The 15,073-nt window shown below is 59.1% G+C and carries 13 protein-coding genes and 2 tRNA genes; 10 read left to right on the top strand and 5 right to left on the bottom strand.

Annotation, left to right across the window (positions count from 1 at the left end):
* Window positions 1–32: 32 nt before the first annotated feature.
* From ACR0KL_RS04385 to ACR0KL_RS04360, 6 genes are all read left to right on the top strand, one after another.
* Complete coding sequence (locus ACR0KL_RS04385) at window positions 33–296, top strand: hypothetical protein (protein WP_480554599.1); 264 nt, start codon at window positions 33–35, stop codon at window positions 294–296.
* A gap of 126 nt (window positions 297–422) precedes the next feature.
* Window positions 423–1,709 (top strand): homoserine dehydrogenase, encoded by a 1,287-nt coding sequence (locus ACR0KL_RS04380; protein ID WP_170677498.1) that lies wholly within the window; start codon window positions 423–425, stop codon window positions 1,707–1,709.
* Between the two features lie 71 nt (window positions 1,710–1,780).
* The gene (gene glpX, locus ACR0KL_RS04375) at window positions 1,781–2,764 is read left to right on the top strand and encodes a class II fructose-bisphosphatase (RefSeq protein ID WP_170639024.1); all 984 of its coding nucleotides are present in this window, start codon (window positions 1,781–1,783) and stop codon (window positions 2,762–2,764) included.
* 93 nt (window positions 2,765–2,857) lie between these two features.
* Entirely contained in the window at window positions 2,858–4,600 is a 1,743-nt protein-coding gene (gene recJ / locus ACR0KL_RS04370; protein WP_170677496.1) for a single-stranded-DNA-specific exonuclease RecJ, read from the top strand.
* A gap of 108 nt (window positions 4,601–4,708) precedes the next feature.
* A tRNA-Glu gene (locus ACR0KL_RS04365) sits at window positions 4,709–4,783 on the top strand.
* 26 nt (window positions 4,784–4,809) lie between these two features.
* Window positions 4,810–4,884: transfer RNA gene (locus ACR0KL_RS04360), tRNA-Glu, on the top strand.
* A 270-nt stretch (window positions 4,885–5,154) separates the two neighbouring features.
* Here the strand turns inward: ACR0KL_RS04360 and ACR0KL_RS04355 are convergent.
* Window positions 5,155–6,558 (bottom strand): MATE family efflux transporter, encoded by a 1,404-nt coding sequence (locus tag ACR0KL_RS04355; protein ID WP_480554601.1) that lies wholly within the window; start codon window positions 6,556–6,558, stop codon window positions 5,155–5,157.
* A 314-nt stretch (window positions 6,559–6,872) separates the two neighbouring features.
* On the opposite strand from ACR0KL_RS04355, the gene ACR0KL_RS04350 reads away from it, so the two are divergent.
* From ACR0KL_RS04350 to ACR0KL_RS04335, 4 genes are all read left to right on the top strand, one after another.
* Entirely contained in the window at window positions 6,873–7,433 is a 561-nt protein-coding gene (locus tag ACR0KL_RS04350; protein ID WP_170376848.1) for a TRAP transporter small permease subunit, read from the top strand.
* Window positions 7,430–8,758: a TRAP transporter large permease subunit gene (locus tag ACR0KL_RS04345; RefSeq protein ID WP_170677494.1), complete on the top strand. Its 1,329-nt coding sequence runs from the start codon at window positions 7,430–7,432 to the stop codon at window positions 8,756–8,758. The genes ACR0KL_RS04350 and ACR0KL_RS04345 overlap by 4 nt, the downstream gene beginning before the upstream one ends.
* 65 nt (window positions 8,759–8,823) lie before the next feature.
* Window positions 8,824–9,864 carry a TRAP transporter substrate-binding protein gene (locus ACR0KL_RS04340; RefSeq protein ID WP_170376212.1) on the top strand — a complete coding sequence of 347 codons (1,041 nt, stop codon included), beginning with the start codon at window positions 8,824–8,826 and terminating at the stop codon, window positions 9,862–9,864.
* Window positions 9,865–9,975: 111 nt separating this feature from the next.
* Complete coding sequence (locus ACR0KL_RS04335) at window positions 9,976–10,401, top strand: VOC family protein (protein ID WP_170677492.1); 426 nt, start codon at window positions 9,976–9,978, stop codon at window positions 10,399–10,401.
* Between the two features lie 83 nt (window positions 10,402–10,484).
* Here the strand turns inward: ACR0KL_RS04335 and xylA are convergent, their stop codons facing one another.
* The 4 genes from xylA to xylF all read right to left on the bottom strand — a co-directional run bounded on the left by xylA (window position 10,485) and on the right by xylF (window position 14,983).
* Window positions 10,485–11,792, bottom strand: coding sequence for a xylose isomerase (gene xylA, locus ACR0KL_RS04330; RefSeq protein WP_170677490.1), 1,308 nt, complete (start codon window positions 11,790–11,792; stop codon window positions 10,485–10,487).
* A 9-nt stretch (window positions 11,793–11,801) separates the two neighbouring features.
* Complete coding sequence (locus ACR0KL_RS04325; protein ID WP_170677488.1) at window positions 11,802–12,599, bottom strand: ATP-binding cassette domain-containing protein; 798 nt, start codon at window positions 12,597–12,599, stop codon at window positions 11,802–11,804.
* On the bottom strand, window positions 12,599–13,897 hold the full coding sequence (locus tag ACR0KL_RS04320) for a sugar ABC transporter permease (protein WP_170677486.1): 1,299 nt from the start codon (window positions 13,895–13,897) through the stop codon (window positions 12,599–12,601). The genes ACR0KL_RS04325 and ACR0KL_RS04320 overlap by 1 nt, the downstream gene beginning before the upstream one ends.
* Window positions 13,898–13,963: 66 nt before the next feature.
* Complete coding sequence (gene xylF, locus ACR0KL_RS04315; RefSeq protein WP_170470315.1) at window positions 13,964–14,983, bottom strand: D-xylose ABC transporter substrate-binding protein; 1,020 nt, start codon at window positions 14,981–14,983, stop codon at window positions 13,964–13,966.
* Window positions 14,984–15,073 lie beyond the last annotated feature (90 nt).

The raw sequence follows: 15,073 nt of genomic DNA, 5'->3' as shown, positions 1-15,073 counted from the left end.
GGGTAAAAGAGGCATCACAAGACCAGTCCCTTGTGAAAGCACCTGTTATGAAGCGCCTGCCAGTTCTGGTTCTGATCCTGACCCTTGCCGGATGCACAAACTTCCCTGAGTTGGAAGGCAGCGAATCCCGCGCGGTCAAGACGGCGCCTTACCCCAAGCTTTTGCCCCTACCCAACGTTCTGGGCGCGCCTGCCGATCCGGTCAGCGAAGCATCTGCCGTTGAGCAGGACCTTAGTGCCCGAAGCGAGGCTTTGGCGAAGAAAGCCGAAGCGCTGCAAAACGCTCAGATCAACTAAAGATCGGCTTTTCCCAGCCCCTGCTGGCGCGTGACGGATTGCGCCCGTGCCCTGAACCAGCTAAGGCAGCGCTGAACGGGTAAAAGGCCCGAAATCAGACTGGTGCGAGCGAAAGGAACCCACGGGATGACACAGGCGCTGCGGCTTGGAATTGTGGGCTTGGGAACTGTTGGTGTGGGTGTTGTCCGGATTGTCCGGCGTCATGCCGATCTGCTGCAGTCACGCACCGGACGCCCGATCGAAATCGTCGCCGTCTCGGCCCGTGATTCAAGCAAGGATCGGGGCGTGAACCTGTCGGACTATGCGTGGGAAACCGATCCCGTAGCCTTGGCAAAACGCGATGACGTGGACGTGTTTGTCGAGTTGATGGGCGGCGAAAACGGTCCGGCAAAAGCCTCGGTCGAGGCGGCGTTGGCCAGCGGCAAGGATGTTGTCACGGCCAACAAGGCCCTGCTGGCCATCCATGGTCAGGAGCTGGCCGAAAAAGCCGAAGCCGCAGACCGCGTGATCCGGTTCGAGGCCGCCGTCGCCGGAGGCATCCCGGTGATCAAATCCCTCACCGAAGGTCTGGCCGGAAACGAGATCACCCGCGTGATGGGCGTGATGAACGGCACCTGCAACTACATCCTGACCCGCATGCAATCGCAGGAAAAAGGCTATAACGCGCTGTTCGACGAATGCGCTGAGTTGGGTTACCTCGAAGCGGATCCGAACCTGGATGTTGGGGGCATTGATGCGGCGCATAAACTGGCCCTGCTGTCTTCAATCGCGTTCGGCACGAAACCGAATTTCGAAGGGATCGAGATTGAAGGTATCCAGCAAATCAGCCTCGACGACATCCATCAGGCCCATGACATGGGCTATCGGATCAAGCTGCTGGGTCTTGCGCAACGCACCGCACGCGGTCTGGAACAGCGTATGCAGCCCTGCCTCGTGCCCAGCGACTCGCCGCTGGGTCAACTCGAAGGCGGCACCAATATGGTGGTGATCGAAGGCGACGCAGTTGAACAAGTGGTGCTGCGCGGCCCCGGAGCGGGCGAAGGACCAACCGCAAGCGCAGTGATGGGCGATGTGTGCGATCTGGCACGGGGTCTGAAAATCTCGACCTTCGGGCGCCCTGCGTCCAGCCTCGAAGATGCCACCCCCGCAATCACAGGCCTGCCTGCGCCGTATTACCTGCGTCTGGGCTTGCTGGACAAACCCGGTGCGCTGGCCAAGGTTGCGGCCATTTTGGGCGACGCGGGCGTGTCGATTGACCGGATGCGGCAGTACGGCCACAGCGACAGCACAGCCCCCGTCTTGATTGTCACCCACAAAACCACTCGGGCCACTCTGGACGTGGCGCTGGACGGGTTCCGCACAACCGATGTTGTTGCCGGTGAGCCTGTGGCGCTGCGGATTGAACAGGTCTGAACCCTTGCAGCCTGCGCCATCCGCAGGCTATGCCAGACGAAACGCCATTGCCTGCCAAAGGAATACAACGCATGAACGCTGCCAAAATCGATTTTAACGACCGCCTGCTGTCTTTGGGCCTTGCGCGGGTTGCGGAACAGGCCGCGCTTGCCTCGGCCTCGCTGGTGGGACGCGGTGACGAGAAAGCCGCCGACCAGGCCGCCGTGAACGCGATGCGCGAGCAGTTGAACCTGCTGGATATCGCGGGTGTCGTGGTCATCGGTGAAGGCGAGCGTGACGAAGCGCCGATGCTCTATATCGGCGAAGAGGTCGGTACTGGCGAAGGCCCCGGCGTGGATATCGCTCTGGACCCGCTGGAAGGCACCACTCTGACCGCTAAGGACATGCCCAATGCGCTGACCGTGATCGCCATGGGCCCGCGCGGCTCGATGCTGCATGCGCCGGACGTGTATATGGACAAGCTGGCGGTTGGCCCCGGCTACCCCGAAGGCGTCGTTTCGCTCGATATGAGCCCGCGCGAACGTGTTGAGGCACTGGCCAAGGCCAAAGGTTGCGAACCGGCCGATATTACCGTCTGCATTCTGGAGCGTCCGCGCCATGAGACGATGATCGCCGAGGTGCGTGAAACCGGCGCTTCGATCCGTCTGATCACTGATGGCGATGTGGCTGGTGTCATGCACTGCGCCGAAAGCGAAACCACCGGCATCGACATGTACATGGGCCAGGGTGGCGCGCCCGAGGGCGTTCTGGCTGCCGCTGCTCTGAAATGCATGGGTGGTCAGATTTTTGGCCGCCTGTTGTTCCGCAACGATGACGAACGTGGCCGCGCCGCCAAGGCGGGCATCACCGATCTTGACCGTGTCTATGCACGTGACGAGATGGTGACGGCGGATGTGATCTTTGCCGCAACCGGCGTAACCGGTGGCTCTCTGCTGCCGCGCATCAAGCGTGAGCCGGGCTGGGTTGAAACCACCACCCTTCTGATGCGTTCGAAAACCGGATCGGTTCGCCGCATGTCCTACCGTACGCCAATGTGGTCGCACGACGAAGCCTAAGCGGCTTGCGCCGATGCCTTCGGCGAGAGTATCTGTGAAAAGATGAAGAGGCCGGGTCCAAATTGGGTCCGGCCTTAGCATATGAGAGGTGCGATGAGTTTTCTTGGGGTTGAGCAATCTTTGACAGGCCGGCACTGGGTGGGGCCCTCGCCTGAAGTTGAGCGCGCGACTGAAATGTTGGTGCAGCAGGCAGGTTTACCGCGTGCCGTTTGCCAAGTGCTGGCGCGGCGGGGCGTCCCTCCGATGGAGGCTGCTGGTTTTCTGGAGCCAAAGCTGAAAGAGCTTTTGCCCGACCCACGCAGCATGAAGGATATGGAAGCCGCTGCGACCCGGTTTCTGAAAGCGGTGCGCGAAAGGCAGCGGATCGCAGTTTTTGCGGATTATGATGTGGATGGAGGCAGTTCGGCGGCGTTGCTGCTGGTCTGGCTGCGACAGATGGGTCTGCAGGCGACGCTCTATGTGCCGGACCGCATCGACGAAGGCTATGGGCCTAACGTGCCTGCTATGCAGTCATTGGCAGCGGCGCATGATCTGATCATCTGCGTGGATTGCGGCACGCTGAGCCATGAACCGATCGCGGCTGCACAAGGCGCGGATGTGATCGTACTGGATCACCATCTGGGCGGTGAGACCTTGCCGGATTGTGTGGCCGTGGTGAACCCGAACCGGCAGGATGAAAGCGGCGATCTGGGCTATCTCTGCGCGGCAGGCGTTGTCTTCCTGATGCTGGTCGAGGCTGGCCGGCAGATGCGTGGGGCTGGGGCTAAAGGGCCGGATCTGGTGCCTCTGCTGGATTTGGTCGCGCTGGCGACTGTCGCCGATGTTGCCCCGCTGATTGAAGCGAACCGCGCTTTGGTCCGACAAGGTTTGAAGGTCATGGCAGGCCGTCAGCGCCCTGGCCTTGTGGCCCTGTCGGATGTCGCTCGTATGGATGCCGCGCCCAATAGCTATCATCTCGGGTTTCTGTTGGGACCGAGGGTCAACGCGGGCGGGCGTATCGGTCAGGCCGACCTTGGGGCGCGGCTGCTCAGCACCGCCTCTGTGCACGAAGCGCAGGCCCTGTCCGAGCGGCTCGATGCGCTGAACTCTGAGCGGCGCGATATCGAAAACGCCGTACGCGCTGCTGCGCTTGAGCAAGCGGAGGAGCGCGGTTTGGACGCGCCCTTGGTCTGGGCCGCTGGCGAAGGTTGGCATCCGGGCGTTGTCGGTATCGTCGCCTCGCGCCTGAAGGAAAACGCTAATCGTCCGGCAATTGTGATTGGCTTCGACGGGGATGAAGGCAAAGGATCAGGGCGGTCGGTGTCGGGCGTTGATCTAGGGGCCTCGATCCAGCGGCTGGCGGCTGAGGGGTTGTTGGTCAAAGGTGGCGGTCACAAGATGGCGGCCGGGCTGACCGTGATGCGCGACCAGTTGGAACCGGCCATGAAGCGCCTGTCAGAACTGCTTGAGAAGCAAGGCGCAGGGCAAGGTGGTCCCGCGGACATGAAGCTCGACGGGGCGTTGATGCCCGGCGCAGCGACGGTGGATCTGATCGAACAGATTGAGAAAGCCGGGCCTTTCGGAGCCAGCGCCCCTGCCCCGCGATACGCCCTTCCTGACCTGCAGGTGCGTTTTGCCAAACGGGTCGGTGAGTCGCACCTGAAACTCTCGCTTGCGGATGGCCTTGGCGGCGGGCTGGACGCGATCGCATTCGGAGCCTTCGACGGGCCGATGGGCGAAAAGCTCTCAAATCACGGCGGAGCGCGCTTTCATTTTGCTGGTCGGCTTGAGGTGAACACGTGGGGTGGTCGCCAAAACGTACAGCTTCGTCTTGAGGACGCAGCCGAGGCGAAATGACCGGTTTCAAGGCAACGGCAGGACAGGTCAAAAAACTTTCGCATCCCTGCATTTTTCGGCTTGCGGGGGTCGGGGTGAAACCGTAAAAGGCCCTCCACAAGCTAGCGTGGCCCGTTCGTCTATCGGTTAGGACGCCAGGTTTTCAACCTGGAAAGAGGGGTTCGATTCCCCTACGGGCTACCATTTCTGCTTGTGAACACTGCCCCAGTGGCCCGTTCGTCTATCGGTTAGGACGCCAGGTTTTCAACCTGGAAAGAGGGGTTCGATTCCCCTACGGGCTGCCACTTCACCAGCATTCAATATCTAGAAGAAAACCAGAAGTCTGGCTTCAGTCTTAAGCTGCTTTCTCTTTGATGCTTCTCTCTTTGATTTCTATCGGCGCTTTTTCAGTTGTGGTTGCCACAGGTTTTTTCGTGCGGAACACTAAGGCAACCTTTCGTTCCAGAGCCCCAAACCTACGCCAGCGTGTCATGCCCCTCGAGCGTTTCGCTCTCAAACAGATCGTTGCACCGACGGCAAGCGCGGCGCCATGGTTCACCCACACACGCCTCGTGCTACCAGCCGCGACGGCCAAACAGAGAATGCAAGCGGTTCTGACCTGCAAACGGGTCGATCGCCTGCGCGCGTTCTAAGCTAGACACAACACGGCCGACCAAATTCCAACTGATCGCGGCGAAGATGATGCCGCCGAAAGCCTGCCCCAAAAGAACTCCGGACGCCCCGGCCAGTGCCGATCCAATTGAGGCGAAGACCCAAGTGCCCACAGTATGGCGGCCCCAGTTGATCCATGTGGAATAGACCGGGTGGCCAAGGTTGTTGAAGCTGGCATTGGCGACGAAGATGACACCGTTGAAGAAAGACGCCAGCGCCAGAGGCCCGCAGAACAGGTAGATCAGCACGCGGGTCTCGCCCTCGGCCGCGAACAAATCCGCGATTGGTGCGCGCAACAGGAAAAGGACCGCCGCCATCCCAAGAACGTAGATCGCAGTAAATTTGATGCCGGCCAGAAAGGCTTCGCGCACGCGCGTGAACTGCTCGGCCCCGAAGTTTTGCCCGATGATGGGACCGATTGCCCCAGACAGCGCAAAGATAACCGAGAACGCCACGGGCAAAAGTCGCCCGATCACAGCCATTCCGGCCACCGCATCCGTTCCGTACTCGGCGATTTCACGCACGACGATGGCATTGCCGATCGGCGTTGCCACATTGGTCAGCACAGCCGGGATCGCGATGGCCCGGACTGGTTTAAGATCGGATGCGACTTGCCGCAGCGATGGGCGGGAAAAGCCTCGGTGGACGCGCAGGGCGGGCCAAAGCGCAGCGGCGAGCATACAAATCCGCGCCAGCACCGATGCAATCGCTGCACCGTCGAGCCCCAAACCAACCCCGAAGATCAGGATCGGGTCGAGAACCGCATTCACCACGCCGCCATAGATCGTGGCCATCATGGATCGCCGCGCATCCCCATGCGCCCGCAGAACCGCCATTGCAACCATTGCAATCGCCATCACCCACATGGTCGGCAAAATGATCGACACATAGCGTGTGGCGAGCCTCAACACCTCGCCCTCTGCCCCCAATAACGACAACAACGCGCTGAGGTTCCAAAGTACCAGAACCGGGGTTACCAGCCCGACGCACAGACCCAGCGTTGCCACGCTGGAGGCATATTTTCGCGCCTCCTCTGGCCGCCCTGCCCCCAAGGCCCGCGCCGTTAACGCTCCGGCCGAGATCGACAGGCCGATATTGATTGCATTGGTGAAAAACAGAAGCGTTCCGGCATATCCCACGGCGGCGGCCAACGCGTCATTGCCAAGCATCGAGATAAACACCATGTCGACGAAATCGACCGCAAAGATCGCCATCAGGCCGATGCTGGTTGTCAGAGACATACGCGTGACATGTCGCATCAGGCTGCCACTCAGGAAAACGGCTTCGCCTTGGGATTGATTGGCCATGTCCTACCTGCTCTGCGACGGCGTTTGGGTTCCGTCACCTTCTCAGATGGCGGCGCAGCGTCAACTGTTTCGTTTCGCCCAAAAGGCAGGCCATTTCCGGGCGATCACCACTGAGTCGGGTTTTGCAAGCCCTGAGCCGAAGCCGTGCTTGACAGAATCCAACCATCTCGTTCTGATACCAGCGTGAGCAAAAACACTGAATCAAACCAATGCATTGTCTGGATCACGCGCTGCTGTCAGCATCGCTATCGGCATGGTTGCGTTCGGTCTGATGACCCCAAACGCCTGAAAGTCTGCCTCTCGTGACAGGACCCATGATGACTTACGTGCGGTTCATCGACCGCGCAAACCGGATGCTGGGTCGCGTGATCATGTATGGCATCTTCGTGATGATGGCGATCCTGCTCTATTCCTCGGTCTCCAAGACGTTCTTCGTGCCGTCCCTCTGGACGCTTGAGATGGCCCAATTCGCGATGGTGGCCTATTACATGCTGGGCGGGCCTTACGCGATGCAGATGGGCGCGAATGTTCGGATGGATCTGCTCTATGGTGAATGGACCGACCGCAAGAAAAGCCAGATCGACGCGCTGACCGTGTTGTTTCTGATTACCTACCTCGGTTTTTTGCTGTGGGGCGGCTGGGACAGCTTGATGTATTCGTTCCAGTATGGGGGTGAGCGCTCCTCCTCGGCCTGGCGGCCTTATATCTGGCCGATCAAGACCATCATGGTTATCGGCATCTTTCTGATGCTGCTTCAGGCGATATCGGAACTCTGCAAGGACATCCTGCGCCTCAAAGGCTTTGACATGGGCAAAAAGGATGATGAGCCCGTCCACATGGCCCCCGAAGACCTTGAAGGAGGGCATCGCGGGTGAGCTACGAACTGATTGCCGCGCTCATGTTCTCGACCATGATGCTGATGTTGCTGACCGGTCAGCGGGTCTTTGGCGCGATTGGCTTTGTCGCCGTAATCGCCGCCTTCTTCCTGTGGGGCGACCGCGGAGGATACGATCTCGGTTTTGCGGCGGCGATCAAGGTGATGCGATGGTATCCCTTGCTGACGCTGCCGATGTTCATTTTCATGGGTTATATCCTCTCCGAGTCACGGATTGCCGATGACCTCTATCGAATGTTCCACGTCTGGATGGGTGGACTGTCCGGAGGACTGGCCATTGGCACCATCGGCCTGATGGTTCTGATCTCAGCCATGAACGGGCTGTCTGTGGCTGGTATGGCGATCGGAGCCACCATCGCCCTGCCCGAGCTGCTACGTCGCAACTATGACAAGCTGATGGTCACCGGCGTGATACAGGCCGGATCATCACTGGGCATTCTGGTGCCACCCTCAGTCGTGCTGGTCCTCTATGCCATGATCGCGCGCCAGCCGGTCGGGCAACTCTGGCTGGCCGGCGTGATCCCCGGCCTGATGATGGCGACGATGTTCATCATCTACATCGCCATCCGCTGCCGCATAAATCCGGCACTTGGCCCGGTGATGAGCGCGGAGGAACGCGCAGAAGTCACGTGGGGCGAAAAGATGCGTCTACTGGGCGCTGGCCTGCTGCCGCTGGGTATCTTCGCCGTGATGATGGTGCCCTTTGTCAACGGCTGGACGTCCCTGGTGGAAAGCTCCGCCCTTGGTGCCATCGCGGCCTTTCTGGCGGCCGTTCTCAAACGTCGCATGACATGGCAGGTCTTTGAAACCTCGATCAAGCAGACGCTGGGCATCACCTGCATGTTCATGTGGATCATCCTCGCCGCACTCGCCTTTGGGGCCGTCTTTGACGGTCTGGGCGCGGTCAAAGCGATTGAGAACCTGTTTACCGTTCAACTCGGCCTGAACCCGTGGATCATCCTGATCCTGATGCAACTGAGCTTTCTGCTCATGGGAACATTCCTTGATGACACGGCCATGCTGGTCATCGTCGCGCCCCTTTACGTGCCGCTGGTCGGCGCGCTTGGGTTTGACCTGATCTGGTATGGCGTGCTCTACACGATCACCTGCCAAATCGCTTATATGACACCGCCTTTCGGGTATAACCTGTTCCTGATGAGGGCCATGGCCCCGCCTGAGGTGACGATCAAAGACATTTACCGCTCAATCATCCCGTTTGTCTGCGTGATGGCTGTGGCACTGGGATTGGTGATGGCCTTCCCCGACATCGCATTGTGGCTTCCGGGCATCGTCTACGGAAACTGAGCATACAAGAGAAGAAGCCGGGAAAACCGGTTCGATTTCAACAAAAAGCACAGGAGAGGAAGACTATGACAACAACAAGACGCAGATTTTTACGCACTGCTGCTTTGGCCGCGCCTGCGACACTGGCAGCGCCCGCAATCGTCAAAGCGCAGGCCCCGATCAAATGGCGCTTTCAGACCTACGCAGGGGGTGCGTTGGGTGAGCATGTGACCAAACCGGCCATCGATTACATCAACGCCAATGCCAATGGCGAGCTTGAGATCGAGCTGTTCTATGCCGACCAGATCGTCCCCACCGGAGAGCTGTTCCAGGCGCTTCAGCGCGGCACCATCGACGGTGTGCATTCGGACGATGACTCGATGGCCTCACCCACGCCGTTGCGCGTGTTCGGAGGGTATTTCCCTTTCGCAACCAAGCACATCCTCGACGTTCCTGTCCTGTTTAACCAATACGGTCTGGCTGATATCTGGCGGGATGAATATGCCAAGGTCGGTGTGCAATGGTTGTCTGCCGCCGGTCAGGACCCGTGCAACTTCAACACCAAGAAGGAGATCACCTCGGTCGCCGATCTGGATGGCTTGAAACTCTATACCTTCCCGACAGCTGGCCGCTTCCTTGCCAAGTTCGGCGTGGTTCCAGTGAACATCCCCTATGAGGACGCCGAAGTGGCCGTTCAGACGGGCGAGTTGGATGGCATGGCCTGGTCCGGCATTACCGAGGACTACACGGTCGGCTGGGCTGATGTGACCGACTACTTCCTGACCAACAACATCTCAGGCGCGTGGATCGGATCATGGTTCGCCAACCAAGAGCGTTGGAACGAGCTGCCGGATCACTTGAAATCCGTCGTGATGGCCGGGATCGAGGCTGGGCACACCTATCGGAACCAGTGGTACTGGGGTGGCGAAGCGGCGCTGCGCGCCAATGGCGACAAGCTGGAGCTGCGCTCGGTTCCACCCGGCGAATGGGCCGAGGTGGAGAACGCGGCCAAGGAGTTCTGGGACGAGATTGCTCAGGAAGGCGAAGTCCACCAGAAGATCATCGGCATCTTCCAAGAGTATAACAGCGTCATCAATCAGGCTGGCGTGCCCTACAACTTCGAATAAAAAAACGGGCGACCCCGCGCAAAGGGGTCGCCTTGCCAATTTGCCATCCACAGAAACCAACCGACATGCTAGAGGTCCTGAGACACCGAAGGTTCAGGGCAAGGGCAGAGCATGAAACTGGAATTCCATCACATCAACTTCGTCGCCGATGATGTTGATCGCATGCACGATTTCTACACCAACGTGCTGGGGCTGGATGACATCCCACAGGACAATTTCCCACGGACCGAGGCCGATGAGGAAAGCGGTTATGACGGCAAGATCCGCTTTGCGACCGAGGGCCATATGCAGATGCATCTGGCCGAACGCACCTTTGACGTCGCCTTCAAGAACGGCCAAGTGATCAACCCAGTGGAACGCGGCCATATCGCCTTTCGTACCGACGATCTGCCAGCGTTCCTGAAGCTGCTGGACGAGCGCGGCATCCCCTATTCTGACTACGGCACCACCTTCGCGAAAGAATGGCATCAGGTCTTCTTTCAAGACCCCGAGGGCAACGTGATCGAGGTTCATCAACAGGTCGTTCAGAGCGACTAACCACAAAAAGGCCCGCGCACTCAGGTTGTGCAGCGGGCCTTTGACAGAGTAGTTGGGCGAGACGTCCGCCCAAGCGTGTCGGTTCAGACGAACCGGTTGACGTAGTTCTCGAGGATTTCCTGCCGACCGGAGCGAGGCTGCGGGTTAATATCCTCGGCCAAGACGCGGGCCGTGATTTCATCCAGACCAGAGGACAGCATGGATTGCGCAGTGTCCGTCGACCAGCCCGCGTATCTGTCCGCCAGCGCGGCCTCTAGCCCGCCATCTTCGATCATTGCGGCAGCCGCTTTCAAACCGCGCGCGCAGATATCCATACCACCCACATGTGCGGCGATCAGATCCTCGGCGTCGATCGACTGACGCCGGATCTTCGCGTCGAAATTGGTGCCGCCCGTGGTGAAGCCTCCGGCCTTGAGGATGTGATAATAGGCCAAGGCGACCTCGGGCGTGTTGTTGGGGAATTGGTCCGTATCCCAACCCGATTGATAGTCGTTGCGGTTCATGTCGATGGAACCCAGCATGCCTTCGGCCGTCGCAGTCGCGATCTCATGCTCGAAGCTGTGACCGGCCAGAATGGCGTGCCCCTGTTCGAGATTCAGCTTGACCTCATCTTCAAGGCCATACTTGCGAAGGAAACCGATGCAAGTGGCTGCATCATAGTCATACTGATGCTTGGACGGCTCCTGCGGCTTGGGTTCGACCAGAATGGCGCCCTTGAAGCCGATCTTGTGCTTGTACTCGACCACCATGTTCAGGAACCGACCCATATGATCAAGCTCGGCCCCCATATCGGTGTTGAGCAGCGTCTCATAGCCTTCACGCCCACCCCACAGCACGTAGTTCTCGCCCCCCAGCTTATGGGTCGCGTCGATACAGGATTTCACCGTTGCAGCCGCAAAGGCAAACACGTCCGGATCAGGGTTCGTGCTCGCCCCACCCATCCAGCGGCGATGGCTGAACATATTGGCAGTTCCCCAAAGCAGCTTGGTGCCCGAAACTTGCATCTTCTCACCGATATAGTCGGTGATCTCTTCCAGAGTTCTCAGGTTATCCGCATAGTTGCCCTGTTCGGGTCGGATATCCGCATCGTGCCAGCAGAAATAGGGCTGCCCGAGAATATCGAACATCTCGAACGCGATGTCGGCCTTCATCTTGGCACGACCCATATCATCCTGCGGATGCCAGGGACGCTCAAGCGTCGGGCCGCCAAACGGATCGCCCCCTTCCCAAGCGAACGAGTGCCACCACGCGACGGCGAAACGCAGGTGATCCTCCATGCGTTTGCCCATGATGACTTCATCCGGATTGTAGTGACGAAAGGCGAGCGGGTTCTTGCTTTCTTCGCCCTCGTACCGGATCTTTTCGATCTCTTGAAAGAAACCACTCACCATTGTCTTCCCTCACTCAGTCTTTTCGCCGGGCTTTTTGCCCAGAATGATCATCGACAGCAGGTCATCATCGGTGACATCGGGGATGTCGACGGTTCCGACCAATTGACCGTTCTTCATGACCGAAGCCCGATCACACAGTTCCATCACAGCATGCACATCATGGTCGATCAGGAAAATCCCGATCCCCTGCGCCTTGAGCTTCTGGATCAGTTCCGCGACCATCTGGGTCTCATGCGGGCCCAATGCGGCTGTAGGTTCATCCATGATCAGGATGCGGGCGTTGAAATACACCGCCCGGGCGATCGCAACCGACTGACGCTGACCGCCTGACAAGGCCGAAACCGGGTCATTGAACTTCTGGAAGTTGGGGTTCAGCTGACCCATGATCTTGCGGCACTCGGCCTCCATCGCGGCGTCGTTGACCAAGCCCATCGGTGTCACCATCTCGCGCCCGAGAAACAGGTTTGAGCTGGCGTCGAGGTTGTCGGCCAAAGCGAGCGTCTGATAGATCGTCTCGATATTGTTGGCCCGCGCGTCCCGAGGGTTGTTGATCTCGACCTTTTCGCCGTCGATCCGGATCTCGCCGCTGTCCATCTGGTAGGCGCCGGACAGGACCTTGATCAGCGTGGACTTCCCTGCCCCGTTGTGGCCCAGCAGGCCCACAACTTCGCCGGGGTAGAGGTCGACCGACACGTGATCCACCGCCTTGATGCCCCCGAAGGAAATCGAGATGTCGTTCATTTCGACCAAAGGTGGCTGGCCTGAACCGCGACCCGAATTTGTGTTGTGCGTTTCTTCAGCTTGCATCATTTCGCTCCCAAACGTTTGCGATAGACGATGTCGATATAGACAGCCAGGACGAGCACAGCACCGACGACGATGTTCTGGAACGGTGCATCCACACCGACCATAGCCATCCCCGATTGCAGCGCCTGCATGATCAGAGCACCCAGTATCGCGCCATAGATCGTCCCCAGACCACCGGACAGGGCTGTCCCGCCGATCACAGCTGCAGCAATAACACGCAGCTCATCCAGCGTACCAATGTCGTTCGAGTGGTTGGCCAGACGGGCCGAAGCCACAACAGCGGAAAGTGCGCACAGGAAGCCCATCAAGGCAAAGATCTTGACGGTCATCATGCGCGTGTTGATGCCAGAAAGCTCCGCCGCGTCGGGATTGCCGCCAGTTGCAAAGATATAGCGGCCGAACCGGGTCTTGCGGGCCACGACGGTCAGTGTGACGGCTACCAGGATCAGGATCAGAACCGAGATCGGGATACCGTAGCCGACGACCAGACCCTCGGGCATGATCTCGCCGCGCGCTTCGAACATACGCTCGAGCCGACGGGTCGGGATGGCGTAGCTGTTGACGATGAAGACATAGCCCATAATCGCGATGCCGATGATCCCGGCCAGCGTTGTTTCCGCCCAGACGGGTTTGACCGGGAAACCATGTGCGGCCTTGGACCGGCGCGCACTCCAAAGCGCCCAAATCGCGGCACCTGTCGCGGCAAGGCCAAACAAGAGACTGGCCGTGGTGCCAAGTGTTCCGTTGGTGCCGCCGAACATGAGGAATGTGCTATCCAGCGGGCCAATGGTCTGGCCATCGGTCATGTACCAGGCGACGTTACGCCAAACCAGAAACCCACCGAGGGTCACGATGAAGGCGGGAATTGTCAGGTACCCGATCATCCAGCCTTGAAACGCCCCGATAAGGGTTCCAACCGCAAGCCCTACGACCAGAGTGATCGCCCAAGTTGCGGGGTTGTTCAGGCCCATACCCAGCATGTTCGGCAAAAGCTCGGTTTGGGTCATGGCCATCACGGCGGATGTCGTCGCCAACAAGGCGCCGACAGAAAGGTCGATGTGGCGCATCACAATGATGAACACCATGCCACAGGCCATGATCGCAACCGATACGGTCTGAATGGACAGGTTGAACAGGTTGCGAGGGGTCAGGAAACGCCCTTCCGTGACGATATTGAACCCGATGCAAAGGATGATAAACGCGCCGATCATACCCAATAGCCGCATGTCCAGCTCAAGCTGCTGGAACAAGTTTTGCTTGCTTTTCTGGGGTACCGGCTGAGACGAAGTTTCGGTCATATCCGATCTTTCATGTTCAGCGATTGGAATCCCGGCCCGCCTACGCAGGCCGGGAATTATGGTAGTTTAGTTACAGGGGGCTGGGCCGTTTTCCACGCCCTGACACAGGTCTTCCAGCGGAATCCAGCCTGCATCTACAACAACCGAGAGGTTGTCTTTTGTTATCGGAACCGGTGCCAGGAAGACCGAAGTCATCTCGGTGCCACCAGGCGACGTCCAGCTGACCGCGCCTTCAACATCTCCTGCAGCAGTGCCACCGCTCAGCGCGACTGCGATCTCGCCTGCGGCTTTGCCCAGTTCACGCGCGTCTTTCCAGACGGATACGGTCTGAGTGCCTAGCGCGACGCGGTTCAGCGCGGCATGGTCACCGTCCTGACCCGAGACAGGGATACCTTCCATGCCCTGCGCTGTCAGCGCGGCAACAACACCACCGGCAGTACCGTCATTCGAGGCAACCACGGCGTCCACGTTGTTTTCATTCGCTGTCAGGATCTGCTCCATATTGCGCTGCGCGTTCGCGGGCAGCCAGCCATCGGTATAGGCTTCGCCGACAATTACAACGTCACCGCTGTCGACAGCGGCCTGAATGATCTCTTGCTGACCGCCACGCAGGAAGTCTGCGTTCGGGTCAGTCGGGGAACCTTTGATCATAACGTAGTTGCCCTTGGGCATCGCTTCGAACACCGCGCGGGCCTGCATGCGGCCAACTTCGACGTTGTCGAAGGTCAGGTAGAATGCACGGTCATCTTCGATCAGGCGGTCATATGCGATAACCGGGATACCTTCGTCTGCCGCAGCCTGAACCGCCGGGCCAATCGCCTGCGAGTCTTGCGCAAGGATGATCAGCGCGTCCACGCCCTGTGCGATCAGGCTTTCAATGTCCGCCAGCTGCTTTGCAGAAGATGACTGCGCGTCGGCAGAGATATACTCGGCACCACCTGCCTCAAGCGCGGATTTGATCGCGGCTTCGTCAGTCTTCCAACGCTCTTCCTGAAAGTTCGACCAGCTGACGCCAACGACGGTTTCAGCGAAGGCAGCCGTGCTCATCAGAGCAGCCGCGACTGAAATGCTTAGGAATTTCTTCATGCTTTCCTCCCGGTTGTTCGAGTCCCTTCGAAGTGATTCGAGGACTTCACCTACCTGAGTAGCACATTTATTTCAGTCGGCAAAATATTT

The sequence above is a fragment of the Ruegeria sp. C8 genome (assembly GCF_056537565.1).
This window is presented reverse-complemented; position numbering and strand designations above follow the sequence as displayed.

Bases quoted from the DNA above. Each gene is read 5' to 3' on its own strand.
- ACR0KL_RS04335 (WP_170677492.1), top strand. From the start codon at position 9,976: ATGAAACTGGAATTCCATCACATCAACTTCGTCGCCGATGATGTTGAT.
- glpX (WP_170639024.1), top strand. From the start codon at position 1,781: ATGAACGCTGCCAAAATCGATTTTAACGACCGCCTGCTGTCTTTGGGC.
- ACR0KL_RS04350 (WP_170376848.1), top strand. From the start codon at position 6,873: ATGATGACTTACGTGCGGTTCATCGACCGCGCAAACCGGATGCTGGGT.
- xylF (WP_170470315.1), bottom strand. From the start codon at position 14,983: ATGAAGAAATTCCTAAGCATTTCAGTCGCGGCTGCTCTGATGAGCACG.
- ACR0KL_RS04325 (WP_170677488.1), bottom strand. From the start codon at position 12,599: ATGCAAGCTGAAGAAACGCACAACACAAATTCGGGTCGCGGTTCAGGC.
- ACR0KL_RS04340 (WP_170376212.1), top strand. From the start codon at position 8,824: ATGACAACAACAAGACGCAGATTTTTACGCACTGCTGCTTTGGCCGCG.
- ACR0KL_RS04320 (WP_170677486.1), bottom strand. From the start codon at position 13,897: ATGACCGAAACTTCGTCTCAGCCGGTACCCCAGAAAAGCAAGCAAAAC.
- recJ (WP_170677496.1), top strand. From the start codon at position 2,858: ATGAGTTTTCTTGGGGTTGAGCAATCTTTGACAGGCCGGCACTGGGTG.
- xylA (WP_170677490.1), bottom strand. From the start codon at position 11,792: ATGGTGAGTGGTTTCTTTCAAGAGATCGAAAAGATCCGGTACGAGGGC.
- ACR0KL_RS04355 (WP_480554601.1), bottom strand. From the start codon at position 6,558: ATGGCCAATCAATCCCAAGGCGAAGCCGTTTTCCTGAGTGGCAGCCTG.
- ACR0KL_RS04380 (WP_170677498.1), top strand. From the start codon at position 423: ATGACACAGGCGCTGCGGCTTGGAATTGTGGGCTTGGGAACTGTTGGT.